The organism is Niallia circulans, from assembly GCF_007273535.1.
GTDB classification, from domain to species: Bacteria; Bacillota; Bacilli; order Bacillales; family Cytobacillaceae; genus Niallia; species Niallia circulans_B.
The window spans coordinates 2,466,909-2,493,319 of the sequence record NZ_RIBP01000004.1 but is presented as its reverse complement, the minus strand read 5'-3'; the positions used below and the strand labels follow the sequence as shown (position 1 = coordinate 2,493,319).

At 39.6% G+C, this 26,411-nt stretch carries 27 protein-coding genes; 5 read left to right on the top strand and 22 right to left on the bottom strand.

The window, feature by feature from the left end; genetic code table 11:
• The first annotated feature begins 77 nt into the window (after nt 1-77).
• On the top strand, nt 78-554 hold the full coding sequence (locus CEQ21_RS20265) for an Hsp20/alpha crystallin family protein (protein WP_185766060.1): 477 nt from the start codon (nt 78-80) through the stop codon (nt 552-554).
• A 120-nt stretch (nt 555-674) separates the two neighbouring features.
• Entirely contained in the window at nt 675-827 is a 153-nt protein-coding gene (locus CEQ21_RS20260) for a YpzG family protein (RefSeq protein WP_144452884.1), read from the top strand.
• A gap of 65 nt (nt 828-892) precedes the next feature.
• Here CEQ21_RS20260 and CEQ21_RS20255 read toward each other — a convergent pair whose 3' ends face one another.
• From CEQ21_RS20255 to CEQ21_RS20240, 4 genes are all read right to left on the bottom strand, one after another.
• Nucleotides 893-1,447: a YppG family protein gene (locus CEQ21_RS20255; protein WP_185766059.1), complete on the bottom strand. Its 555-nt coding sequence runs from the start codon at nt 1,445-1,447 to the stop codon at nt 893-895.
• Between the two features lie 148 nt (nt 1,448-1,595).
• The gene (locus tag CEQ21_RS20250; RefSeq protein WP_185766058.1) at nt 1,596-1,952 is read right to left on the bottom strand and encodes a YppE family protein; all 357 of its coding nucleotides are present in this window, start codon (nt 1,950-1,952) and stop codon (nt 1,596-1,598) included.
• 50 nt (nt 1,953-2,002) lie between these two features.
• Nucleotides 2,003-2,260: a hypothetical protein gene (locus CEQ21_RS20245; RefSeq protein ID WP_185766057.1), complete on the bottom strand. Its 258-nt coding sequence runs from the start codon at nt 2,258-2,260 to the stop codon at nt 2,003-2,005.
• 135 nt (nt 2,261-2,395) lie between these two features.
• Nucleotides 2,396-3,388, bottom strand: a complete 993-nt coding sequence (locus CEQ21_RS20240) for a DUF2515 domain-containing protein (protein WP_185766056.1) — start codon at nt 3,386-3,388, stop codon at nt 2,396-2,398.
• Nucleotides 3,389-3,476: 88 nt separating this feature from the next.
• Between CEQ21_RS20240 and recU the strand changes: the two genes are divergently transcribed.
• Nucleotides 3,477-4,082, top strand: a complete 606-nt coding sequence (recU, locus tag CEQ21_RS20235; protein ID WP_185766055.1) for a Holliday junction resolvase RecU — start codon at nt 3,477-3,479, stop codon at nt 4,080-4,082.
• A gap of 46 nt (nt 4,083-4,128) precedes the next feature.
• A complete protein-coding gene (locus CEQ21_RS20230) occupies nt 4,129-6,864 on the top strand; it encodes a transglycosylase domain-containing protein (RefSeq protein ID WP_185766054.1) in 2,736 nt (911 codons plus the stop codon).
• 38 nt (nt 6,865-6,902) lie between these two features.
• On the opposite strand, the gene CEQ21_RS20225 is transcribed toward CEQ21_RS20230, so the two are convergent.
• The 17 genes from CEQ21_RS20225 to CEQ21_RS20145 form a co-directional block, all read right to left on the bottom strand.
• Nucleotides 6,903-7,415, bottom strand: a complete 513-nt coding sequence (locus CEQ21_RS20225) for a YpoC family protein (protein ID WP_185766053.1) — start codon at nt 7,413-7,415, stop codon at nt 6,903-6,905.
• Nucleotides 7,412-8,071, bottom strand: coding sequence for an endonuclease III (gene nth / locus CEQ21_RS20220; RefSeq protein WP_185766052.1), 660 nt, complete (start codon nt 8,069-8,071; stop codon nt 7,412-7,414). Before nth ends, CEQ21_RS20225 begins: the two co-directional genes overlap by 4 nt.
• Nucleotides 8,072-8,232: 161 nt before the next feature.
• The gene (locus CEQ21_RS20215; RefSeq protein WP_185766051.1) at nt 8,233-8,937 is read right to left on the bottom strand and encodes a DnaD domain-containing protein; all 705 of its coding nucleotides are present in this window, start codon (nt 8,935-8,937) and stop codon (nt 8,233-8,235) included.
• 177 nt (nt 8,938-9,114) lie between these two features.
• A complete protein-coding gene (asnS, locus tag CEQ21_RS20210) occupies nt 9,115-10,407 on the bottom strand; it encodes an asparagine--tRNA ligase (RefSeq protein WP_185767351.1) in 1,293 nt (430 codons plus the stop codon).
• A gap of 313 nt (nt 10,408-10,720) precedes the next feature.
• On the bottom strand, nt 10,721-11,923 hold the full coding sequence (locus tag CEQ21_RS20205) for a pyridoxal phosphate-dependent aminotransferase (RefSeq protein ID WP_185766050.1): 1,203 nt from the start codon (nt 11,921-11,923) through the stop codon (nt 10,721-10,723).
• Between the two features lie 115 nt (nt 11,924-12,038).
• Nucleotides 12,039-12,512 (bottom strand): cell wall elongation regulator TseB-like domain-containing protein, encoded by a 474-nt coding sequence (locus CEQ21_RS20200; protein WP_185766049.1) that lies wholly within the window; start codon nt 12,510-12,512, stop codon nt 12,039-12,041.
• Between the two features lie 107 nt (nt 12,513-12,619).
• The gene (dinG, locus tag CEQ21_RS20195) at nt 12,620-15,400 is read right to left on the bottom strand and encodes an ATP-dependent DNA helicase DinG (protein WP_185766048.1); all 2,781 of its coding nucleotides are present in this window, start codon (nt 15,398-15,400) and stop codon (nt 12,620-12,622) included.
• Nucleotides 15,401-15,636: 236 nt separating this feature from the next.
• Nucleotides 15,637-16,020 carry an aspartate 1-decarboxylase gene (panD, locus tag CEQ21_RS20190; RefSeq protein WP_185766047.1) on the bottom strand — a complete coding sequence of 128 codons (384 nt, stop codon included), beginning with the start codon at nt 16,018-16,020 and terminating at the stop codon, nt 15,637-15,639.
• The gene (panC, locus tag CEQ21_RS20185) at nt 16,005-16,895 is read right to left on the bottom strand and encodes a pantoate--beta-alanine ligase (RefSeq protein ID WP_185766046.1); all 891 of its coding nucleotides are present in this window, start codon (nt 16,893-16,895) and stop codon (nt 16,005-16,007) included. Before panC ends, panD begins: the two co-directional genes overlap by 16 nt.
• Nucleotides 16,892-17,725, bottom strand: coding sequence for a 3-methyl-2-oxobutanoate hydroxymethyltransferase (panB, locus tag CEQ21_RS20180; protein ID WP_185766045.1), 834 nt, complete (start codon nt 17,723-17,725; stop codon nt 16,892-16,894). The genes panC and panB overlap by 4 nt, the downstream gene beginning before the upstream one ends.
• A 251-nt stretch (nt 17,726-17,976) precedes the next feature.
• A complete protein-coding gene (locus CEQ21_RS20175; protein WP_185766044.1) occupies nt 17,977-18,960 on the bottom strand; it encodes a biotin--[acetyl-CoA-carboxylase] ligase in 984 nt (327 codons plus the stop codon).
• On the bottom strand, nt 18,945-20,141 hold the full coding sequence (locus CEQ21_RS20170; protein ID WP_185766043.1) for a CCA tRNA nucleotidyltransferase: 1,197 nt from the start codon (nt 20,139-20,141) through the stop codon (nt 18,945-18,947). The genes CEQ21_RS20175 and CEQ21_RS20170 overlap by 16 nt, the downstream gene beginning before the upstream one ends.
• The gene (bshA, locus tag CEQ21_RS20165; protein WP_185766042.1) at nt 20,138-21,280 is read right to left on the bottom strand and encodes an N-acetyl-alpha-D-glucosaminyl L-malate synthase BshA; all 1,143 of its coding nucleotides are present in this window, start codon (nt 21,278-21,280) and stop codon (nt 20,138-20,140) included. Before bshA ends, CEQ21_RS20170 begins: the two co-directional genes overlap by 4 nt.
• On the bottom strand, nt 21,277-22,017 hold the full coding sequence (gene bshB1, locus CEQ21_RS20160; protein ID WP_185766041.1) for a bacillithiol biosynthesis deacetylase BshB1: 741 nt from the start codon (nt 22,015-22,017) through the stop codon (nt 21,277-21,279). The genes bshA and bshB1 overlap by 4 nt, the downstream gene beginning before the upstream one ends.
• Nucleotides 21,986-22,408, bottom strand: a complete 423-nt coding sequence (gene mgsA / locus CEQ21_RS20155; protein ID WP_185766040.1) for a methylglyoxal synthase — start codon at nt 22,406-22,408, stop codon at nt 21,986-21,988. Before mgsA ends, bshB1 begins: the two co-directional genes overlap by 32 nt.
• Nucleotides 22,409-22,419: 11 nt before the next feature.
• Nucleotides 22,420-23,226, bottom strand: coding sequence for a 4-hydroxy-tetrahydrodipicolinate reductase (gene dapB, locus CEQ21_RS20150; RefSeq protein WP_185766039.1), 807 nt, complete (start codon nt 23,224-23,226; stop codon nt 22,420-22,422).
• 76 nt (nt 23,227-23,302) lie between these two features.
• Entirely contained in the window at nt 23,303-23,617 is a 315-nt protein-coding gene (locus CEQ21_RS20145) for a nucleotide pyrophosphohydrolase (RefSeq protein WP_185767350.1), read from the bottom strand.
• Nucleotides 23,618-23,879: 262 nt separating this feature from the next.
• On the opposite strand from CEQ21_RS20145, the gene CEQ21_RS20140 reads away from it, so the two are divergent.
• Entirely contained in the window at nt 23,880-24,758 is an 879-nt protein-coding gene (locus CEQ21_RS20140; protein WP_127737628.1) for a YitT family protein, read from the top strand.
• Between the two features lie 320 nt (nt 24,759-25,078).
• On the opposite strand, the gene CEQ21_RS20135 is transcribed toward CEQ21_RS20140, so the two are convergent.
• Complete coding sequence (locus CEQ21_RS20135; protein WP_235907289.1) at nt 25,079-26,302, bottom strand: MFS transporter; 1,224 nt, start codon at nt 26,300-26,302, stop codon at nt 25,079-25,081.
• Nucleotides 26,303-26,411: the final 109 nt, after the last annotated feature.

Sequence of the window (26,411 nt, the reverse complement as noted above, 5' to 3'; positions counted from 1 at the left end):
ATCGGATAAGCACCCACTTTTCATACGTGCATAAACTAAATTACAAATGCTTAAACAAAAAGGAGGATATCACAAGCATGTCACTATTTCCAACAGACCCTAGAAAAAACGATTCTACCAGTCAGGACAGCTTTGGATTTTTCAAAAAATCTATGAACCAATTTCTCCAAGAAAAACCTGTGAAGAACTTCCTGCAATCAATGGATGATTTTTTCAGCAGCCCTTTTCCAAATATGTCCTTTCCTGTTTCTGTTAAGGAAACAGAGAACGAACATGTCATCACAGCAGAGCTGCCAGGTGTAAACAAGGAACAAATTCACATTGATATCATTGATTACCGCATCACCATTAGTGTCACCCATTTAGAGCTTGTTCAAGAGGAAAACAATAAGCAGCAAATCATTCATAAAAGCCAAACATACAAGCAAAGCGCAAGAACAATAGCTCTCCCCTATCCTGTCGACGAAAACAAAGTAAAAGCGGTTTATCAAAATGGACTGTTGACAATTACTGTCATAAAACAAAAAGGCAAAAAAATCAGCATCCATTCGTAATATAAAAATCCAGTCTAAGAGTAAATAAATGATAATTGACACATACTAAAGGATGTTCCACAAAGGTTCACTCCTTTTTGGACATTCCTTTTTCTTTAAATCTTGCTAAGAGGTGATTTGATGAGCTACAAAGATAATTTGGATTCTCATTCTGAGCTTTTTCATCACAATTGGACTAGACCTAAACGTTCCAAGTCTCAAGTAAATGGACATACGGAAATTTCTAGGAATAATCTTATTTTGCGAAGCAATGCAAAAGCCCATCGCTGGTAAGAAAAAAGAAAAGGCAAAAAACTTGCTGCTTTTGGCAGCAAGTTTTTTATATTCTAACCTGCCTGCTATACTTTGAATATTCCTCCTACCCCCTTGACCACACCTGTAACCTGATTCATCGCATTCATCATCATTCCTGCAGTATCAATCATTTTATTGAAGTCAAAAGTGCCATCCTGTGTTTTAAATGAATTCATTAACCCTTTCATGTTGCCTTGTTTTTTCGGAATAAATGATTGCTTCGGATAAGGATTCATGTATTGCTGCTGCATATTTTGATTTTGCATCAAGGGTTGATATACCTCTTCTTGCTGTTGCAGCGGATTCTGAAACACATTCTGATGATTCGGCTTATAGGCGTTTTGCGGGTGGAAATAATTTTGATTTTGCTCATAACCAGAATAAGCTTGTTGCTGCTGATAATACGGTTGATTATTTTCATTGCCGTACATTTGTGCGGCATGATTCTGATTCATCATTCCATTCCAGCCTTGATTCATATTCATGTATGGGTGGAAAGCGCGGCCATGCTGCTGAAAGTGAATGTCTTGGGGGTATGAAGCATGGCTGTTCATGTAGGCATACTCGAATGGTACATGCCTATTTATTTTTTGGTTCATCTGAAACCCCTCCTATTCATACTCCCTTTTTATCTTATGAAAAATGTGCCCAAAGGTGCCTAATTGGTATTGTAGGAATCAAAAAAAAATAATGCTTCCTTGGCTAGGTACAAGAGTACCATCAATGCCAGAAACATTATGCTGATTTTTATAGTCTGTCTAAAACAGTCTGTAATATATATTGTACTGACTTGGCTGAATCCATAAATCTTTTTCTGCTCGTTTCCTTATAAAAGGCTTGGATTGAAATAACCTCCAAATGATCAGACGCTGTGCTAATTTGGCTCGGGTGAAGATAAAGCGGTTTTTCCGTTTTGACCCATAAGTCTGCTATTTCCTTCCACTCTGCATTCAATTCTGCCACCTTGTTTGCATATGGTCTAACTACCTCGTAAAAATCCTTGCTTTCCTGGCTTGCTTTGACATTTTGGAAAACGTCAACCAAATAATCAGCACAAGCATGTAATTCTTCTGTTAATTCTCTCAAACGTTGACTATTTATCATAACTGCACTCCATTACATGTAATACCTGTTTTGTCTCTATTCTATTGTTTTTATGATCCTAGTTCAAGCTTTAAAGATACTGGCCTTTTTAAGATGGTTGTTACATACTCTTTTTCCTCTTGCGTGTTAAAGCATCTGCTTTCTAAAGCTGTTAGCTCTTTTTCCAAATGATCTAGAGTTCTTTCATGCCTAATAATATCCTGCTTAACTTTTTCGTTTCTGTTTCTTAATAAAAAATCGAGCCCTTCCACATCCTCTTGAATTCCTTCCAGCATTTTCAGCAATTCCTCTTTATTATAAACAGACATTTAATCCCCTCCAAGCTCCGTTTTGTGTATACTGATTTCTCCTTTTTCCTGTTAAGTCCTGCACACATGACAAAACTAGAAGTGATTCGTCAAAGAAAGCAAGAATTCCCCATTCCCCCTTCATTAATTCGACATTCACCTTTTTTTCCAATGTAAAATAACTGTTTCTAGCTTAATGAGGGCATGAAGCTGTTCTTGTTTATTTTTATACCAGTCTGTCATTAAAATAGCTTCTTTAGGTGGACGTACATGTTTTTTCCACTTTGCTTTCACTTTTGTTGTTTTGCTCCAATCCCCACTTATAAATGGCTTTTGTGCCATTACTGGATAGCTCATTCGCAGCATTGGTGTGTTGTTGCGGTGTTTAGGGTAAACGTATTTTTCATAATCCGCCCTCGAGCCAGTGTGAGTAACCTGTAAAGCAAACTCTAAAAACAAAGGATGCAGATTCTCTTGAAAGAGAATCATATACAGTTCTTTGCCAAGCTCTATCCTGCGGTCCAGTGAACGGAAGGAAGAAACACTTCTTCCATATATGTCACCATTTAAAGTTGGAAAAAACACAGAGCTAAAATGAAGCAAATCTTGAAACCTGTAAGCCAATGTATGAAAAACCTCTTTTTGAAACAGCTTATTTTTTATTATTGGCTCCTCAATCACATTTTGTTCGTTAATGATAAGACTATAGACAAGCCTTTCCTTATTTTGATAGCGCCAAAAGTGCAGCCATTCCTTTTCCATAAATGAAGAAACAGAAAAATATTGCAGTAAATGAAACATTGGCGCATTCTTTTTCGTCGAATACTGATAGAGGAGCAGTTGTGGGTATGCATCCTGAAAAATCATCCAGTTTGCCCGTTCGTATGTGGCAAATAAATTGAGTCTAGTTTGCTCGTTTAAAGACAAAGGAAACCAAGTACCTGCCAAATCACACATATTCCAGCCAGCATTACGTGACACTAGGCTCGCAAGTAAGGACCAATGGATTTCTTTGTTCATGGTATAATACTCGAGATAACAATTTGTTCTTGATATATTATCCAAGTTATTTTTTTCTGTTAAGTAGCGTATGTCTTTTATAAGTTGCTTCTCTTCGACTGTTAAGAAATGCTCATTTATACCTATCACAAAAGACACCTTCTTTTTCAGAAATTATGTTATATTGTTTGTTGTTATCACGAAGTTATTCTTTAAGGTTAAGTTGCGAGGTGAAAAGGTGAAACTTCATTATCCAAACGGAAAAAAATACATCCCTGCTGTAAAATCAATAAGCCCTTCTATAAAAAAACAAAGCTACAGCAATCGGGGCATGACACTAGAAGAAGACATTAACATAACCAACCAATACTATTTGGAACTTGGCAAAGCAGTCATCCATAAAAAGCCGACTCCTGTCCAAATTGTTAAAGTAGATTACCCAAAAAGGAGTGCCGCTGTCATAAAAGAGGCATACTTTAAACAAGCGTCTACAACGGATTATAATGGGGTATATAATGGCAAATACATTGATTTTGAAGCGAAGGAAACAAAGCACAGCACATCCTTCCCGCTCAATAACTTCCATGATCATCAAATCAAGCATATGCGCTCGATTTGCGATCAAAATGGAATCTGTTTTGTTATTATTCGATTTTCAGCTACAGATGAGATATTCTATTTAGAGGCAGAAAAGCTCTTCCTCTTTTGGGATAGAATGATAGAGGGAGGAAGAAAGTCCATAACAAAGGATGAGCTCAATCAAAATGCCCATCCGATAGCACTTGGCTTTCAGGCGAGGATTGACTATATTAGAGTAATAGATTATCTTTATAGCTTCAATTAAGGGATTTCTTTGCTTTTGTTTTTGGAAAAGAAAGGTAGGAACTAGTATGACAGATAAATACCAAACGCGAGAGGAGCGCCGTAAGCAGCTCCAATCAGAGAATAATAATAAAAAGCCGAAGGAAAAAAAGCCAAAGGGCAAAAAGAAAGGCGCGAAACAAATCTTCAAACGCATTTTCCTCGTGCTAATCAGCCTTGGTATCATTGGGATTATCGCAGGTGCCATTACCTTTGCGGTGATGGTAAAGGATGCTCCTGAGCTTGATGCAAACGTTTTGAAGGACTCCATTTCCTCGACTATTTATGACATGGATGATAAACCAATTGAAAAGATTGGGGCTGTTAACAGGGATTATGTTAAGTATGAAGATATTCCCGATCTTGTTAAGGATGCGTTTATCGCCACAGAGGACTCGCGATTCTTCAAGCATCATGGGATTGATCCAATTCGTTTAGGCGGTGCGGTTATTGCCAACTTTACAAATGGCTTTGGATCTGAAGGAGCAAGTACAATCACACAGCAGGTTGTGAAAAACTTCTTCTTTAACCAGCCGCAAAAAACACTGTCTCGTAAAGCTCAGGAAGCTTGGCTTGCTATTCAGCTTGAGCGTAAGTATACGAAGCAGGAAATATTTGAAATGTATGTGAACAAAATATTCATGTCAGAGAACATGAGCGGTGTTAAAACAGCTGCAAAGGTTTACTTTGATAAGGACTTAGATGAACTAACACTACCAGAAGCGGCAATGCTTGCAGGTATGCCACAGGCACCTAATGCATACAATCCATTTAAAAATCCGGATCGAGCAGAAAAGCGTCGTAATATTGTCTTATCATTAATGAACCAGCATGGATATATTTCTGATTCAGAAATGAAGGAAGCACAAGCTGCCTCATTAACAGAATCAATTGTAGCAGAAGATAAACGAGAAACTTCTGACATGAAATACGATCCATTCATTAAGCAGGTCATTTCAGAAATTGAAGATAAATATCCAGATGTGAATGTGTATACAGATGGATTGGAAATTCACACAACACTCGATACAAAGGCACAGGATTATGTCGATAAAGTCATGTATGAAGGTAATGTCGTCGAATTTCCTGATGAGGATTTCCAAGCAGGAATCAGCTTGCTTGATACGAAAACAGGCGGAATTCTCGCACTTGGCGGTGACCGTGATCCTGATGTGAAGCTCGGCTTTAACTACGCGACAGAAAATCCGCGTCAGCCAGGTTCAACAATTAAACCAATCCTTGACTATGGTCCTGCCATTGAGTATTTAAAATGGGGCACATATGAAACGGTTGAGGATAAGCCGACAACGTATAATGATACGGCCAAAACGCCTATTAATAACTTTGATAACAAGTTCCTTGGTTCCATGTCCATTCGTGAGGCATTGGCACGATCCAGAAATATTCCAGCATTAGAAGCATTCCGTGCTGCTGGAGCAGATAACGCGCAGGAATTCGCAAGCAACTTGGGGATTAAACTTAATGAAATGTACGAATCCTATTCTATCGGTGGACTCGGCGGTAAAGACGAAGGAATTACAAGTCTTCAGCTTGCCGGAGCGTATAGTGCATTTGGTAATGAAGGTGTTTACAATGCGCCACACTCTGTCCGCTACTTTACATTAAATGATGGCACAAAGATTAATATGGAGCCTGAATCAGAAGTGGCAATGCAGGATTATACAGCGTTTATGGTTACAGATATGATGAAAAGTGTTGTTAACTCTGCATATGGTACAGGATCAACTGCAAACGTTCCTGGCTTGCCGATGGCAGGTAAAACAGGTACGACAAACTATTCTGCTGATGATATCCAGAAGTACAATATTCCAGCAGGTGCTTCACCTGACGCCTGGTTTGCAGGTTATACAACGAATTATACGATGGCAGTTTGGACCGGTTACGCAAAAAGACAGAACTATTTACGTTCAAATACGGTCAGCAACGACCAAAGAATTGCCCAGCTGCTCTTTAAAAACATCATGCAATATATTTCGCAAGATGTGGAAACAGCCGATTTCAAAATGCCTGACAGCGTAGAAAAGGTCAGCATTGAAAAAGGCACATACCCGGCAAGATTGGCAAGCAGCTACACACCAAGCAGCCAAATTATATCTGAGTATGCGGTTAAGGGCAATATTGTTCAAAAGGTTTCGGAGAAATACAATAAGTTAGATCCAGCCAAAAATGCAAAAGCTTCTTATGATAAAGATAATGATGCCGTAAATCTGACATGGAGCTATGGAGATACAAGTGATGTGAAATTTGATGTGAGTGTTAGCATTAATGGCGGTGCTGCAGAGCAGCTGACAACCACATCTGATACGAGTCTCAAGATCGCTAAACCAGATCCTGACAGTACTTACACCTTCACGATTACAGCGAAGAGCAGCAGTATGACAAGTGATGCTGTCACCGCATCTGTTAAGGTTCCTGCTAAGCTTGAGGAACAGCCTGCGACCGATGAAAATGAAACGGTCGACGATGACACAAAGACAGATGACGAAAATACAGGCACTGAAGAGGATAAAAAGAACAATAATAACGGCAATGGTAATGGCAACAACAACAGCAATAACGGCAACGGAAACAACAATGGCAACAATGGCAACAATGGTAATGGTAATGGCAACAATAAAGATGATGAAGAAGCAGACGAAAATGAACCTGATGAGAATGAAAATGAGCCAGATGAAAATGAGGCTGATGAATCAACCCAGACAGAAGATGCTGCTGACCAATCTCAACAAAGCACAACACCATAAAAAAAATCGTTCTCCTTTATAGGGGGAACGATTTTTTTTTATTTACGCTTAATCATTTTAATGGCAAACTGTTTTTCCAGCTCTTTAAATAACTCATCTAGCTGGCGATAGGAATGATAGCCCCCTGGTCTTGAGAGGATGTATAAAAGCCTCTCAAGACCGTTAAAAGGCTTTATCTTCAGTTCTTGTGCGAATAGACCATCTTTAATGTTAACAGGCATATCATTAGACCAATACAAGCATTCCAAAAATAAACAGATCCCTTTTTCCATATGAACAACTGTACTGGTTCTATCCTTGCTTTTAACGGCAGCCTCCACTTCTGTTCTTATACCTTTCCACAAGATAAATACAGCAGAAACACACTCTTTTATATTCTCTGCTTGCCAAGGGTGCATTGTTTTTAAGCCATGATAAAAGGCTGTCTCATGCATAAATGGACGCTCTGCCTGAAAGAATTCTGCACAGATCACTTCGATGTTTTCGTTTTCTGACTTGAAGGATTGATGCTTCAATTCATTAGGAATATCAAGGAGAATCGTGTTTGTCATACAAGAACACCGGCTTTTTTCATGCGCTTTTTGCCTTCTCTGCATTCTGTTAGAAGTGGGCATACCTCGCACTGCGGGTTTTGGGCCTTGCAATGGTATCTGCCAAAAAAGATCATGCGATGATGTGTAACAGACCATTCCTCTTCTGGCACTTTTTTCATAAGTGCTTTCTCCACCTCAAGCACAGAGTCCTTCCAACGACAAAAACCTAATCGTTTGCTAACTCTTTCCACATGTGTGTCGACAGCAATCGCCGGAATATTATAGGCAACAGACACAACAACATTCGCTGTTTTTCTTCCAACCCCGGGAAGATTTATCAACTCATCTCTATCCTTTGGAACCTCACCATTGTATTTTTCTAAAAGCATTTGCGACAGCTTTTGGATATTTTTTGCCTTATTGCGATATAAACCAATAGAACGAATATCATCTTGCAGTTCTTCTATTGGCACACTTAAATAGTCCTCTGGTGTTTTATATTTTTGAAAGAGGTTTTTCGTTACTTTATTTACTAATACATCGGTGCATTGGGCGGATAAAGCAACCGCAATTACTAGTTCAAATGGGTTTGCATGCACAAGCTCACAATGTGCTTCAGGGAACATTTCCCCCATTACATCAAGACAATGTCTAATCTGATCTTTTTTCAGCATTTTCTTCAGCCCTTTTTGCTAGTTTTTCCAAAGAAGCAACTCAACTCTTTGGCTATAGATAATTTCTACTATTTTTTCTTATAAAAAAAGAAGAGACTGCCACGCCCTTCTCCTTACACTACAATAGGAAAAGAGAATTCCAACAGCCCCCTTTTTCTTTTTTACTGCTCCAGCCAATTATAAAATTGCACGGATATTGTTTTTGGTGCCTCTGGCTCTTGCTCCTTATTACTTCCTTGATAGGAACGGAATTTCTTTCCATGATTCTGTGCCTGTTCAATCGTTTTAATTCCATTCTTTTTCCATTCGAATAATATCCTGTCAATATAACGGAAGTTCAGCTTACCGGAGATAACTGCCTCTTTTAAAGCAGCTTTAATGATGACTGTATCATGATGATCATCGTCAAGCCACATTCCTAATGTTTCAATTTCAAATGGAGACAGCGGTCTGCCAAATTCCTGTTCAAAGCATGTATATAAGTCAGTTTCTTTTTTATGGTCGACTTCTACTTCTTCTTTTCTGTCTGCCGCTATATATTGATCAATTAATTTTTCCCAAAGTGGGTCAATAGAATATCGTTCAAAGCGGATGCCAAATTCATTAACACCATCAATAATCGTAATATAGCCCCGACGAATAAGCTGGCTTAACAATTCATGGCATTCAACTGAGTCTATGGACATATTTGCGGCAATTTCAGAAGGGGTAGGAAATTCCTTGCCTTTGTCCAAAAAAGCTAGAACTTGGAGCAAAAGAACTAGTTCCTTTTCATTAAGTTTAAGTGTGTGATAATGGGTTAGAAGTGTGGTTGGAATATGGATGTTTCCTTCTTGAAGCCATTTTAACATTACTGATTTATTCATATAAACACCTCTAATCTAGTATACCAAATTCATTAGATTGCTTGTATCATGGATTCACAGGCAATTGAAGGAAATATTTTGGATTTTGCTTCCTAATAACAGACAAAAGGAAAGGGAGAATGCATATATAATCTTAATGATTCAATAGATGCATTCTGCCCTTATCAGTTTTTTATATTATGGGTACAAACGGTTCAGCAATCTTGGGAATGGAATTGTTTCTCTAACATGTTCCACACCGCTAATCCAAGCAACTGTTCTTTCCAAGCCTAATCCAAAGCCTGAATGTGGAACAGAGCCATATTTACGAAGCTCTAAATACCATTTATATGTTTCTGCATCCAATTGATGCTCCTGTACACGCTGTTCAAGCAAGTCCATGTCGTGAATACGTTCAGAACCGCCGATAATTTCACCATAGCCTTCAGGTGCAATCAAGTCAGCACATAAAACAACATCATCCCTGTTCGGGTCTGGCTGCATATAGAATGGCTTTAATGAAGTTGGGTAATGCGTAATGAACACAGGCTTATCGTATGTTTCTGCAATTGCTGTTTCATGCGGAGCCCCAAAATCATCTCCCCATTGAATATCATCAAAGCCTTTTTCATGAAGCAAGCTAATAGCGTCATCATAGCTGATTCGCGGGAATGGTGCTTTAATTTGCTCAAGCTTGGACAAATCTCTTCCTAATGTTTTTAATTCAAGCTGACAATTAGTTAGAACAGATTGAACAATAAAGGAAACATACTCTTCTTGAACTACAAGATTATCTTCAAATTCATAGAAAGCCATTTCCGGCTCAATCATCCAGAATTCAATCAAGTGACGGCGAGTTTTCGATTTTTCCGCACGGAATGTCGGACCAAAGGAGAAAACCTTTCCTAATGCCATTGCAGCAGCTTCCATATAAAGCTGTCCGCTTTGAGACAAGTATGCATCCTCATCAAAATACTTTGTTGCAAATAACTCTGTTGTTCCTTCAGGTGCGCTGCCTGTTAAAATTGGCGGATCCACCTTCGCAAAACCATTTTCATTAAAGAACTGATATGTCGCACGGATGATTTCATTTCTAATCTTCATAACCGCATGCTGGCGTTTAGAACGAAGCCACAGATGACGATTATCCATCAAAAATTCTGTGCCGTGTTCTTTTGGTGTGATTGGATAGTCGACAGATGCATGGATCACTTCAACACTTGATACAAGAAGCTCGTATCCGAATGGAGAACGCTCGTCTGTTTGCACCTTTCCAGTCACATAAACGGAAGATTCCTGTGTTACAGATTTAGCTGCTTGAAAAACTTCTTCTGGCACATCACTTTTTACGACTACACCTTGTACAAATCCAGTACCGTCACGCAGCTGTAAAAACGCGATTTTTCCACTTGAACGTTTATTGGCAATCCAAGCGCCGATTTTTACTTCTTTATCAACATGTTTAGGTAATTCAGCTATAGTTGATTTAATCACAATATACTCCTCCAAAACCGATAAAATCAAAATTTTATATGTAATAGCAAAGCCTTAATCAAACCTTTTTTTAAAAGAAAAAAAAGTCATAATTTGACTCCTTCCCTTCAAGGCAGTATTGCTAAAAAAGCAACATTTTTTTGCAGATAAGAAATCTTTTTTCTACATAATTTTCACTTGCTATCTATCATTACATTATACCCTTCTTAAGTATCACAATCAACATAATCGCAAACAGGAGCGCATTTTGAGAAAATTCTGTTCTTACAATAAAAAAAACGGCAAGACTCCGCTTGCCGCATCTTTTGTATTATACTGTCTCTTTTGCTGCTTTGCTTTCAACAAATTGATGAATTCTGCTCACTGCTTTTTCAAGCAGCTCCAAGCTTGTTGCATAAGATAAACGAATATAATTGTCCGCACCGAAACCAGAGCCTGGAATAACAGCTACAAGAGCTTCTTCAAGCAGGGCACTTACAAATTCATCTGTATCTGCGTACCCTGTCAATTTCACAGCCTTCTCCACATTCGGGAATAAATAGAAAGCTCCTTTTGGCTTAAGGCAGGTTACACCGGGAATAGCATTCAATTTCTGATGAATTATATCAAGCCTTTGGCTGAATGCGCCCTTCATTTCCTCAACAGAATCCTGTGGTCCCTCATATGCCTCAATTGTTGCATACTGGGAAGGTGTTGTCGGGTTAGAAGTGCTATGGCTTGCAAGGTTCGTCATCGCAGATATAATCGCTTTGTTTCCTGCAGCATAGCCAATGCGCCAACCTGTCATGCTGTGTGATTTAGACACACCGTTAATAACGATTGTAGCTTCTTTAAGCTCCGGTGAAAGCGAAGCAATGGAAACATGCTCATTTTCCCCATAGACTAACTTTTCATATATTTCATCTGAAATAATCAGAACATTATGCTCAAGACAAATTTCTCCAAGTGCAAGTAATTCTTCTTTCGTATAAATCATACCTGTCGGATTGCTTGGTGAATTAATGATAACTGCTTTTGTTTTTGCAGTAATGGCTGATTTTAGCTGATCAGGAGTAATTTTGAATTCATTCTCTTCCAGTCCATCCACATACACTGGCACACCATCAGCAAGCTTTACTTGCTCCGGATAGCTTACCCAGTAAGGGATAGGAATAATGACTTCATCGCCCTCATCTAACAGCACTTGGAATAAAGTATACAAACCGTGCTTTGCACCATTTGTAACGATGATTTGATTAGGTTCATAAGCAAGACCCTGATCTTTTTGAAGCTTATTAATAATTGCCTTTTTCAAAAGCGGCAAACCTGCTGCCGGCGTATACTTTGTATGACCTTCATTCATGCTTATTACAGCAGCATCAATGATATTTTGAGGAGTATTAAAATCTGGTTCGCCTGCCCCCAGACCGATTACATCATGCCCCTCTTCTTTCAAGGATTTTGCTTTTGCTGTAATCGCAAGAGTTGTTGATGGTGTTAACGCATTGACTCTTTTTGCTAATTGAACATTCATTGTTTTTCTCCTCCAAATATCCATTCTCCGAATAATTCGATATATTCCAGCGAGACTCTGACAAAACAGAGTCGGTCAGGATGATTAAATTATAGATGCTTGGGTTAGCATCTGTCTAAATATTTTCAATATTTCTAAGTAATTCTCCTGTTTCAAAGTCAAAATAAAAATAATTTATTAAATCATCATCGGTATGTGCGTATACTTCCCACACAGGAATCCCCTCAAGCATTCCAAGTCGGACAGTGTTAATTTCTTTGAGTTCTCTCTCCGCTGATATTTTATTAATAACCGCTTGTTTTGTCAGCCCATCTTTTTTGTTCTCAACCGTAACACCATGGGTCTTCTCTTCAATCCAAACAATTACATCTTCTTTATCCTTGTTTTTCCCCTCTACAACATAGTAGCTATCATTACCGTTATAAAGCGAAAATTTATCAATACTTACAACCCCAGCTTCTTCTTTTGCGATTTTTTCTGCGGTCACTTCCGCCTTTGATACAGGCTTATATGCTGTTACATATGTATAGACGACAAAGCTCAGCACAATCACGACAAGACCGGCAAAAGACCAAATCCACTTTTTCATTTTATCACTTCTTTGTTTATGTTTTTTTAGTTACTAAGACTTTCTAATCCTTAGTATACGGACTACTTGTATATTTCGTCTATTATTTTAACACAAGACGAAAAGCATTAAATCCATTCCTTAATAAAAAATTCAATATCATTGAGTTTCTTTCTAATCAACGGCACATGGGGAATTGATTTCAAAAACGTCTCCCCATAAGTTGTTGTCAAAATCCTTCTATCAAGTATCACAATGAATCCTTTATCTGTTTCAGTCCGAATCAGTCTGCCGAAGCCTTGCTTGAAGCGCAGTACCGCTTCAGGCAAGCTGTTTTCAAGGAACGGATTGCCTCCCAATGCTTTGATGCGTTCGTTTTTGGCTTCATTCAAAGGCTCATCCGGTGAAGAGAATGGCAGCCTGACAATAATTAAACAGGTCAAATCTTCACCTGGAATATCTATACCCTCCCAAAAGCTGTTCGTGCCAAGAAGGATGGCTTTATCGTATCGCTGAAAGTTTCTTGTCAGCCTCATTCTGCTTCCAGTCGTAATGCCTTGTGCAAGAATAGCATAATCAGGAAGGCTTCCTTTTTCTTTTATAAGCTCATATGTTTTCTTCAGCATTTCATTTGATGTGAACAAAATCAACATACGTCCGCTGGTTGCCTGGGCGATTGACACAATATGTCCTGTGACTGCCTTTATATACTCATCAAGCGGCACATTATTAATCTCCGGCACATCATCTGGTACGATCAGCCTGACCTGCTTATCATATTGAAACGGAGAAGGAATCTGCTTTTCTACATGGTTTATTTCAGCAAGCCCTAATGCCTTAACATAATAATCAAAACTGTTATTTACAGTTAATGTTGCAGACGCAAACACAACACTTTTCTTTTTTGCGAACAAATGCTGTAACAGCAGCTCTGACACGGAATGGGGCTGGGCGTAAAGCACTGCTTGATGAGGAAAGCTCTTCCAATCTAGCTCAAGCCAAGTTATATTTTCTTCCTCTCGCAGAAAAATATGGCGCAATGTCAGCAATAATTTATCCCACTCGTCAAGAATTCCTTTGATTCTGTCCGCTGCCATCACTTGATTCGTAGGAAGTGAAGAGATATCTGTACTTCCATAAAAGGCTTCAAGTGATTGTACAAGCGCGTTTTTACAATCCTTCAGTAAAAAAATAAATCGCTCTGCGACAATTTCGATTTGATTCCACTGAATAGACCCATCTCTTTTAATCCGAATGCTTGCTTTACTAGAGGACTTATTTGCGGTCCTTTTCACATATCTTAAGATCGTTCTAAACAGCTCATCAAGCTCCAATAGCAAATCTGCTATCAATCTGTTCAGCTTGTTTTTTTCGTCATGAACCACATCAAAATTGGAGAGCAGCTTATAAAGCAGCTGTTTCTGCTCGTATGTTCCAATAGCTTGGAAGCTAAGCTTTGCGCTGACATAGGAAAACTGATGCCCAAAATGCTTTATGGCATTTTTTTCAAAATGATGTCCTTCATCAATGATCGCATATTCATAATTAGGCAGAAGCCCCTTGTCTGCTGTAAGATTATTAAGCATTAATGCATGATTTGTGATGATAATATCTGCCTTTTGTGCCGCATTTCTTGTCCGTCTGTAAAAATCCTTTGGCGCCCATTCTTTCGAAAAGGGCAAGGAAAAGTTGCCGTCGTTTTTTATCTTATGCCAAAACTTAAGTCCCCCGCTCGACAGATTCAGTTCATCTTTATCGCCTGTCTGCGTTTCTGTCAGCCAAATTAAAATTTGCATTTTCGTTAACACGATATCGTAGTTGTCATCCTGCTCCATTAAAGAAACCTCAAACTTATCTAAGCTGATATAGTGGTTTCTTCCCTTCAGCACAGTAGACATGATAGGAAAAGGAAGAATACTTTCAAGAATTGGTAAATCCTTGTGAGTAAGCTGTTCCTGCAGCTGTGTTGTGAAGGTGCTGACAACAATCTGCTTCTTTTCCTTTTTAGCAAAATAGGCTGCTCCAAGCAGATAGGCCAATGATTTGCCAATACCCGTTCCAGCCTCGATAAGCCCATGCGTGTTTCCATTAAAACAATGGATAACGTCTTGAATCATTTCCTGCTGCCCAGCTCTTGTCACATAATTCGGCAACACTTGCCTCATTCTATTTTCAATGTCTTGTTCGTTAAGCTCTATGTAATCTTGCCGATCTTTTCTTGCAGCTTTTTCCGTGTCTTCTAGTTTGAGCGCCAACCCTCTGTATATCTCCAGCCCTTCACGCAGAAAAGAATTCTTTTTCTGCTGTTTAGTAGCTATTTGATCAAGCAGCTGGTCAAGATCGCTTTTTAATGCACCGCTTAAGCTTTCTAATTGTCTAATTGTTTGCAGAGGCAGTTGTTCTATTTTATTTAACATAATAAGCAGCAGCTCTGCTGTTACATACGCATCACTATCAGCCTGATGTGGACGGTCATGCTCGATGTTTTCCTGAATTGCCAAATCTGTCAGCTTATAGCTGTCCGCTGTTGGAAACAAAATTCTGGCCATTTCGACCGTGTCAATGATCGGTCCATAAAACGCTTCAAAACCGGCCTGTTCCAATTCATCTGACAAAAATGACAGATCAAACATTACATTATGTGCAACAAAGTAGGCATCCTTAAGTAAGGTATGTACCTTTTCTGCAATTTCATCAAATAATGGCGCCGACTCCACCATCTCATCATTTATGCCAGTCAGTTCCTCTATAAAGGGAGAAATTGGCTGCAGAGGATTCAACAGGGAGGAATACTCCTCTACTATTTTCCCATCCTCGATCACGACTGCCGCGAACTGAATGATTCGATCTCCTTTTTTTGGTGAATTCCCGTTTGTTTCCAAATCGACCACCACATATTTATTCCCCATTACATCCACCTCTAACTTTCAGTCATTCAAACGGTATCATAAAATCAAGAAAAGGAAAAGAAAATACTGCATATTTATTCTCCAATAATACCTTTAAAAGTGTTATATCCGGTATTGCACCGCGTGCATTTCCACTTGAAATGCTAACACAAGCAGCAAAAAGGCTTTTTGTTCCTCTTCTCACGCATTAATAGCTTTTACTAATGCGCAGAATTATAACAAAAAGCCTCTTATCTTTACATGATTGTCTTTTCTGGCTCCTGGCTCAGCAGTTCTGCAATCTGGTTGTTCTTGCCCATGATAGCAACCTTTGGTTTATGATGATGTGCTTCTTCATTTGTCATAACTGCATAGGAAATGATGATAACTGTATCACCAACATGCACTAATCTTGCCGCTGCACCATTCAGGCAGATCGTTCCACTGCCCCTTTTTCCTGGAATGATATATGTTTCCAGGCGAGCGCCATTATTATTGTTAACAATCTGTACCTTTTCATTTGGAAGCATATCCACTGCATCTAGGATGTCCTCATCAATTGTAATACTGCCAACATAATTCAAATTTGCTTCTGTCACTATAGCTCGATGGATTTTCCCATTCATCATTGTTCGGAACATGTGCTTGCTCCTTTTCCACTAACCATTTCGTTTAAATCAAAGATAATATTATCAATTAATCTGGCGTTATTAAAACGGACAGCCACCGCAATGATAAACGAACCTTCCCACTGGCTCGGTTCTTGCAGCTCAGGATATGTCAAGATTTCCAGATAATCAACCTTACCGCTCGTACTTGACTCAATCCTTTTACTTAACGAATCCGTAATAGCCTGGGCATCGTGATTGCCCTTTATTAGCTCTTCTCTTGCCATGGATAGTGTTTGATAGAGGATGCCTGCTTCTTGCCTTTCATTAAGGGACAGCTTCACATTTCTTGAGCTCTTCGCAAGTCCATCCTCTTCCCTGACCGTTTGAACGGCATGAAGAGTAATTGGAAAATGAAAATCCTGTATTAAGCCATCAACTACAGCAACTTGCTGTGCATCTTTTTTTCCAAAGTAAACATTATCGGGCTGAACAAGATGGAACAGCTTAGTTAAAACGGTCGCAACACCGTCAAAATGGCCCGGTCTTGTTCTGCCACATAATACATCTGCTCTTTTTTGCACATGGACTGTGACAGAAGGAGAGCTTGGATACATTTCTTCTGTTGCTGGCATAAACAAAAAGTCTACACCCTCATTCTTTGCTGTAAGCTTATCCTGCTCTATATCTCTTGGATACGAGTCCAAGTCTTCATTTGGACCAAATTGTAGCGGATTGACAAAGACACTTAAGATTAGAATGTCATTTTCTTTTCTCGCTTCCTTTAATAATGCACGATGACCTTCATGTAAGAATCCCATCGTTGGTACGAATCCGATTGTTTTTTGCTGTTGCTTAAAACTTAATGTTAATTCCTGCAGTTCTGCCTTCGTTGTAATAACTTTCATCGTTTTCCTCCATACAGGCCATCCAATACGCCTTCATTCATTGTATAGCTGTGCTTTATTTCCGGAAATGTCCCTGTTTTTACTTCTTGCACATATTTTATAAGCGCCTGTGCAATCGGCTCATCTATATTTGTGTATTGCTTAACAAATTTCGCAACCCGGTCGACACCATATGTGAGAATGTCATGGTAGACGAGAACCTGACCGTCTGTGTCGGCACCTGCTCCAATGCCTATAGTAGGAATATCAATTGCTTTTGCTGCTTCTCTTGCAAGCTGCATTGGAATACATTCTAAAACGACGGAGAATGCTCCTGCCTCTTCGCATTTCTTCACATTCTCAAGCAATTCTAAAGCGTCTTTCCTGCTTTTCCCTTGAACTTTATAGCCACCTAATACACCGACAGACTGGGGTGTTAAGCCAAGATGTGCCATCACCGGAATTCCTGCATTTGTTAGCAATCGAATTTTATCAAAAACATCATTTGCGCCTTCCAGTTTGACAGCATTTGCACCTGTTTCCTGGATAAGCCTTGCTGCATTTAGTAAAGTGTCTCTGTCTGAAAGATGATAGCTCATAAAGGGCATGTCAATGACGATAAAGCTATTTTTCGCCCCGCGTCTGACCGCTTTTCCATGATGAATCATATCCTCCATTGTCACATTAATAGTAGACTCATAGCCGAGCACTACCATGCCAAGAGAGTCACCGACAAGCAGCATGTCGCAACCTGCAAGCTCTGCCTGCTTGGCAGACGGATAATCATATGCGGTCACCATGCTAATTTTCTCTGTATTTTTCATCTTGATGAAATCGCTTGTTGTTTTCAATTCTTTTTCCTCCTTTGATTGGAAGAGGGGAATCGTAAAAAAAGCAAAAAAATCCCTCTAAAAAAATATAGAAGGATACTGTTACTTGTTTATTTTTTATCCCTCTGTCCTTGTCCTAATTTGTTTGGATCTAGGCAGATACATCATTATAATATCTAACTTTTTTTGCTTGCCTTTTATGGTGCGGTTCTTATGATACCGCCCAGCAATAGCATTATAGCAGACTCCTAAATGTCTTACTACTAAAAACATTAAGATTCGATCAGTATGTCGGCAGAATAAATGTGGTGGACTTTGCCATCGTCATCTTCAAGAAGCAGAACTCCTTCATCTGTTATCCCTTTAGCAATCCCTGTATAGCTGCCATTCAAGGTTGTCGCCTTCACTCGTTTGCCAATACTGACTGCATAGCTTTCCCAAAGAAGCTTTATCGGATAAAATCCGTTTTCTAGGTACAGGCTGTACAGCTTCTCAAGCTCCAGTAAAATGCTTTGCACAATTGTCGCCCTGTCCCATTCCTTTCCTGTTTCAATGAACAGCGAGGAAGCTGTATGACGGAGCTCTTCTGGGTAATCCTCTAATTCAAGATTAACATTAATGCCAATTCCAATAATTAAAGAATGAATGCGGTCGCTGTCAGCTTGGAGCTCTGTTAAAATCCCACTGATTTTTTTTCCATTCAGCAGTAAATCATTCGGCCATTTTATACCAGGCTCACATCCAGTTGCCTGCTCTATTCCTTTAACTGCAGCAACAGCCATCAATAATGTCAGCTGTGGCGTTTGCATAATGGGAATGCGAGGGCGCAAAAGGATGCTCATCCATATCCCCTTGTACTTTGGGGAATGCCAAGATCGCTCTAATCTCCCTCTTCCGCCAAGCTGCTCCTCGGCAATGACAATCGTTCCTTCTGCAGCTCCATCATATGCGAGTCTTTGAGCAATTCGTTGGGTAGAATCGACTGTTTCCTCGTAATGGATGCTTCTTCCTAATTGTTTTGTTTCTAAACCAAATCTAATTTCATCTGGTATCATTTTATGAGGCACCTCAACAATTCGATAGCCCTTTTTCCTTACTGCCTCAAGCACAAAACCGTCCTTACGCAGCTCTTCAATATGTTTCCATATAGCCGTTCTTGAACAGCCGAGAACCTCGGCCAGTTCTTGGCCAGATATATATTCATTTGGCCTGTCGGCAAAGGCCTGCAACAGCTTTGTTCTTAAATCATTTCCCACTGCTTAAGCCACTCCTTTATAGCCTGTTTATCATTAGTAAGCTTCTTTTCCACAACAGCATTTTCAATTGTAGCAATAGTTTCCTTCATCCATGGACCGGCAGGCTTTGCGCTCCACTGTAAAAGATCACGTCCTGTTGCTTGCAGCTCGTCTCTTCCTTTAATCGGAAGTGCAGCGAAGGCATTCTTTACTGAAGCAACATCCTGCTGTTTTGCTGTTATAACGCTGAACACCTTTTCTGCGCTTATCGCCACACTTAAGCCAGAATGAAATAAATGCAAGCTTGTCCAGTGCCCTTGCTCTTTAAGAAGAAGCACACTCTTCATAATATGTTGAACTGTTTTAATCCGCTTAACAGGAAGTTTCCATTTACGCAGAAAAGCGTCTGCTTCTTTTGCTGAGACATTACAGGCAATTAAGAGGGCAGACCACATTTCTTCGATATTCAAGTTCTCCAAGGGAAAGGATGACAACAGCATCAAGCCATCTCGGTGTGATTTCAGCATTGGCAGGTGTTCGTAAATGCCCGCTTGAACCATCAACAAAATTGCTTCATCCCTTGCTTTTCCAAGCAGTAATTTCTCAAATTCTGCTGTAATTCTTTCTACTGCAATCTTTTCAAGGAGATGCCTGTTACCCTCAATTGCGAGTCTCGTTCGGTCTTCTAGCTTAAAGCCAAGTGTGCTGACAAACCGAATCGCACGCATTATGCGTAGTGCATCTTCTCTAAACCGCTCATCAGCTGATCCGACCGTTTCAATCAATTTCTTGGACATAGCTGTTTTCCCATCAAAATAATCAATGATGGTGCCATTTTTATCCATGGCCAAGCTGTTCATTGTAAAGTCTCTTCTTTGTAAATCTTCGCGCAGATTTCGGACAAATGCTACATCCTTTGGCCGCCTGAAATCTTCATATTCGCTTTCAGTACGAAAAGTTGTTACTTCATATGTCTCATTCTCAAATATTACCATAACCGTACCATGCTCTATCCCGATATCCACTGTTGTTGGAAAGATTTTCTTTACCTCATCTGGTGTTGCAGATGTCGCAATATCAATATCATGAATTGGTTTCTTCAGCAAATAGTCTCTTACCGCTCCGCCGACAAAATAGGCCTTAAAACCTGCTTTTTCGATTGCCTCAATGATCGGGATGGCAGATAGAAATGGCTGTTTCATATATACTCTCCAGAGAGAATTAATTCCTCATAAATCTTCTCATACTGACTGACAATCGTTTCACCGCGGAAATGATCTCTCACTCTTACAACTGAGTTAGCAGCAAACTGCCTATGCTTATGCTCATCAAGAAGAAGTGCTGCCGACTTTTCCGCTATTTCGTTAATATTGCCCAGCTCACAAATCAAACCTGTCTCACCATCAACAATCACCTCAGGAATTCCACCAACATTTGTGCCGACACAAGGTACGCCACAAGCCATTGCTTCAAGTGCAACAAGACCAAAGCTTTCCTTTTCTGATAGAAGCAGCATCAAGTCACTTATACTGTAAAGCTCCTCAAGGTTTTCCTGCTTTCCTAAAAAGCGAACCTGCCCTTTTAAGCCGAGCTCGTCGACAAGCTTGCATACATTCGACATTTCAGGTCCATCTCCAACTAACAGAAGGGTTGCAGACATCTTGTCAGCTATCCCTTTAAATGCTTTCACAACATCTGTAACACGCTTCACCGGGCGGAAATTAGAGACATGAATGATGACTTTATCGTCTGGATGAATGGCAAATTCCTTTTTCAAATGAGAGGAATCAACCTTGCGATATACACGTTCATCAATGAAGTTATAAACAGTTTTTATGTCTTTTGTCGGACCAATTACATCATAAGTTTGCTTAACAAGAGATTCTGACACTGCTGTTACTACATCCGACTTTTCAATACCAAAACGGATGCTGTCAGCAAGTGATGAATCATAGCCCAAAACAGTGATGTCTGTTCCATGCAGTGTTGTCACAATCTTAACATCTCTTCCGCTCATCTGTTTTGCCAAAATGGCACAAACAGCATGTGGAATTGCATAGTGAACATGCAGAAGATCGAGTTCCTCTCTGTTTATCACTTCCGCCATTTTACTGCTTAAGGCAATATCATATGGTGGATATTGAAAAACAGAATATTGACTGACTTCTACTTGATGAAAAAATATATTATGGTACATTTTATTCAAGCGGAAAGGCATACTTGAGGAAATAAAATGTATTTCATGTCCTTTTTCGGCAAGCAGCTTCCCTAATTCTGTCGCGACGACGCCAGATCCCCCAACAGTCGGGTAACAAGTTATTCCTATCTTCAGCTTTTTCATAAACTACCACCCAATAAATCATTATGTATAACTATCGGCTTCTTTGTCTTAAAGCCTTCCGCATAGCTCGTTCCGACTTCTTTTCCAAAAAGCCGTTCCCTTGCTTCAACGGTTTCAATATAGCCGTTGACTAGCGGTGTCTCCACACTGCCTTCTGCTTTTGTAAACTGACTTGCATAACAATTTAAGCTTTGTTTTTTCACTTCCATATATTCGCTGACATCAATCACAAAATCAGGCTTATGAAACCCATTTATCATATAAAAATACAGGCTGCTTGCCCGATGAGACTCCGTGTCTTTTACAATAAAGTTGCGAACACCTGCCGAAAATACAGCTTCTTCAATTAATTTGGAACTGTTACCGTGATCAGGATGGCGATCCTCCCAGTATGGAGCGAAAACGATTTTCGGCTTAACTGTTCTGATAACCTCCACTATGCTTGCAATATTATCGTCTACATTCCAAAGCCCTCTGTCTTTTATGTCAAGGGTAAGACGAGCCTTAATGCCAAGCAGCTCTGCCGCAGCGTGTGCCTCTTTCTGTCTGATTTCAACTGTGCCGTTGGAAGAAAGCTCACTATGTGTTAAATCACATATAACAATGTTTTTGCCTGCAGCTGCATATTTAGCAAGGGTTGCACCCATGCCGATTTCAACATCATCCGCATGGGCGCCAATTGCCAATATATCTACATTTTGTATATTAAATGTCTGTAACTCTGTCTGTATCTCCATGTACAATGTTTCTCCAATCTATATCCCCTTGTTCCAGACCTCTTATAAGCACTTCTCCTGTTCCCATATTTGTTGCCAATGGCACAGAATAAACATCACATAAGCGGAGAAGTGCTGTCACGTCTGGTTCATGAGGCTGTGCAGTTAATGGATCGCGAAAGAAAAAGACCATGTCCATATTATTGTTGGCGATATATGCACCTATTTCCTGGTCTCCTCCTAATGGCCCTGAACAAAAGCGATGTACATCCAATCCAGTTGCCTCTTGTATCTTTGTTCCAGTAGTACCTGTAGCAAACAAGGAATGCTTTTCAAAAATCTTTTTATAAGCAACAACAAAACGAATCATATCATCTTTCTTCTTATCATGAGCTATTAATGCAATATTCATTAATTACACCTCTACTCCATTATATTTTCAAGACCATATATAAGCACATTTGCTTTAAGTACTTCGTCAACAGCAAACCTAACACCCGACATAAAGGAGGCACGGTTGTATGAATCATGCTTTAATGTAAGAGTTTCACCATCAGCACCGAACATTACCTGCTGGTGGGCAATTAATCCTGGAAGTCTGACCGAGTGAATGCGCATACCGTCAAAGTCTGCTCCTCTAGCACCTGGAATCGTTTCCTTTTCCTCAGGATGCCCTTGTTTTTTCGGCTTTCTTACTTCTGCAATTAATTCAGCCGTTTTAACAGCTGTGCCACTCGGTGCATCTAGCTTGCGGTCATGATGCAGTTCGATAATTTCCACATCATCAAAATATTTAGCGGCAAGCTTTGAAAACTTCATCATCAAAACAGCGCCTAACGCGAAGTTCGGTGCAATAATGCAGCCTCTATCCATCTCTTCACATAACGCCTCAAGCTCTGCTAGGTTTTCATTCGTGAAGCCCGTTGTCCCAACAACCGGTCTGACTCCATATTGAAGAGCTGTCTTAGCATGAAACATGCCAAACTCCGGAGTTGTCAAATCAATCAATACATCTGGCTTAACTTCCTGCAGGCATTTTTCGATATCTGTATAAATTGGTACATCATAAGCAGGTGATGTGAAATCCTCTAATTCATTTAATCTTTTCCCCTCATGCTTATAATCCAAAACGCCAACTAATTCGAAATGATCAGTACGTCCTGTCAGGTAAACCGCTTCCTTGCCCATTCTTCCTCTTGGTCCTGCAATGACTACTTTTACTTTTTCCACTATTCGTACGCTCCTTTATAGCTTTTCTTATATGTATTTTATATTTATATCAATAAAAGTTTTGTTTCCGCCATACCTATTCGTCTTTTTTAGTCCAGCGGTCTTTATCTCTCGTGTTAAACTTATGCATCACTTTATTATGAGATTCTTCGAGATCGATGTTTAGACTGTTTGCCAAGCAAATAAGCACAAACATCATGTCACCAAGCTCGTCAGCAATTTCCTTTTCATTTTCAGAAGCTTTTTTAGGCTTTTCGCCATAATAATGATTTATTTCACGGGCCAGCTCTCCAAGCTCTTCTGTGAGCCTTGCCATCATGGCTAGTGGGCTGAAATAGCCTTCTTTAAATTGTCCGATATAGTCATCCACTTCTTTTTGAAGCTCTTGCATTGTTTTCAAACCTTTTCACCTCAAAGTTGCATTATTCTTCCTATTCCCCTTCATGTTAGCTAACATTTTCTTTTTTTACAAATGTTTTTGATTATTATTTACGGGAAAAATACCTTTTATATGAAGCTATCAGCAATCTTGCTTTTTAGCAATAGGAGATTGCTCATACAACACCTATTCGATATAATGGATAGGCTCCAACATAAATGGTCCATACTAAGGCTATATTAATGACAGCTATACATAGAAAGCAGGCGAAAAGATGTTTAAGACGTTAAAGCTCAAAAATATTTTCTTCATTATGCTCGGTTCGGCTATCTTTTCTTTTGGAATTGTACATTTTAATATGCAAAATAACTTGGCAGAGGGTGGCTTCACAGGAATCACGCTCCTTTTGTACGCAAGATTCAACTGGGACCCTTCCATCACAAATCTAATTTTAAATGTGCCGCTGTTTTTTATTGGCTGGAAACTGCTTGGCAGAAATGTTCTCATATACACAATTATCGGCACTATCAGCGTGTCCGTGTTTTTATGGTTTTTCCAGCTGCCCCAAATCGAACTACATATTCCGCTGCGTGAGGATTTAACACTCGCTTCCTTGTTCGCTGGAACCTTTATAGGTATTGGACTTGGCATAATCTTTCGATTCGGCGGCACAACAGGCGGTGTCGATATTATCGCAAGACTTGTCAATAAATACTTCCATTGGAGTATTGGGAAGACAATGTTTTTGTTCGACGCATGTGTTATTACATTATCCTTGCTGACATATTTAAGTTATCGAGAGGCAATGTATACACTTGTTGCTGTTTTTGTTGGCACAAGGCTGATTGACTTCATGCAAGAGGGTGCCTATGCAGCAAGAGGTGCCATCATCATTTCTGATAAAAACCCAGATATTGCTGATAAAATCATGAAGGAAATGGATCGCGGTGTAACTGTGCTAAAAGGACACGGGTCATTTACAAAACAAGATAAAGAAGTCCTTTACTGTGTTGTTGCTAAAACGGAAATTGTCCGACTTAAATCTATCATTACAAGTGTTGACCCACATGCATTCGTATCTGTGACCGTTGTTCACGATGTATTGGGAGAAGGCTTTACTTTAGATGAATACAAAAGGCCGATTGAGCATTAAAAGAAGAGGCTGGGACAAAACAAAAGATAACCTTTCTAAACACGAATAATTAAATTACATCCATATTTGAATAATGAAGCTTGTGACAAAATAGAATATGGAGTTAAAATTAGTTCGTTTCATTGCGCGCTCGTCCTCGCCTGCGGGGTCTAAAGCGTCCTCTATTTCCCGCAGGAGTCGAGTGGCCTCCGCTCCATTCCACTAGAATTTCTAATTATTGTATTTTAAAAAACAAAAAACGAACTATCTAATCGAAACCAGAATGGATAGTTCGTTTTTTATACTGGTTCATATACTTATGTCCCAGCCTCTTCTTTTTTTTATGTTCGTTGATGAATTTCTCTAACCTTTGCATCACTTGGAAGTAGAATCGTAAGTATCCCTAAAATAGGAAGCACACTGCAAAATACCATGATTGTCTGCAGACTGTATAAATCGCCAATTACTCCGAAAATAACAGCCCCTAATGCTCCCATCCCAAACGCTAGGCCGACAATTAATCCTGATACAAGTCCAATCATACCTGGAAGCAGCTCTTGAGCATAGACGACTGTTACACTAAAGCTTGATTGGAGTATAAAGCCGATAAGCACAAGGAGTGGTGCGATAAGCCATTGAGGAACATGAGGCAGCATTAAGGCAAACGGAGCTGCACCAATTAAGGAAAAAAGCAAAATCGTACGTTTACCAAATCTGTCTGCCAGCGGTCCGCCAAAGAATGTGCCTACAACTCCTGCGAGCATAAATAAAAATACATATATTTGTGCATGCTTAATGCTGCTATGAAATTTCTCAATCATATAAAAATGGAAAAAGTTATTAATCCCAGCACCATACCAGCTTCTTGCAAACACTAAAAAGATTAATAAGCAAATTGCTATAATGATTTCCTTGTTCAGCATGCGTTTCTCTGTATGTGCTTGTGTCTTTTTTGCAGCCGGTACTTGGACAAGAAGCTCTTGTTTATACCAGTTAGATACGAAAAACAAAACAAACATACCTGCTGCTGCAAGCAGTGTAAACCAGATTGTTCCAAATTGACCTGTTCCGATAAAAATGAAGGCTGTAAATAACGGGGCAAGTGATTGGCCGCCATTGCCTCCAACCTGGTATATGCTTTGTGCCAAGCCTCGTTTGTTTCCTGCTGCCATATAAGCTACTCTTGACCCTTCTGGATGGAAAATAGCTGACCCAAACCCGATAAACAAAACAGAAATAAGCACGCTTATAAAATTAGGTGCGAGTGCCAAGCCAAGCATGCCAAGCAAACTTGAAAACATCGCAAACGGCAAAAAATAGGGAAGTGGCTTTTTGTCTGCCAGCACGCCGAAAACTGGCTGCATGATAGACGAGGTAATGTTGAGTGTAAAGGCAATCCAACCAATTTCTGTATAATTCAAGTTCATCGTAGGCCCTATAATCGGGAACAATGCCGGTACTACTGATTGCATGCAATCATTGATAAAATGACCTAGGCTTATCGCAAACAGAATACGATACACCGTTACGGGTTGGTTAGTTGATAATGCTCGTTCAGCCTGCAAATTAACCCTTCTTTCTTTGCTTTATGTAATAAATACACTATAGATAAAATCAGCTATAATTATACAACTATCTTTCGCTTATGGAAATAATTTCTGCATAAAAAAAGTC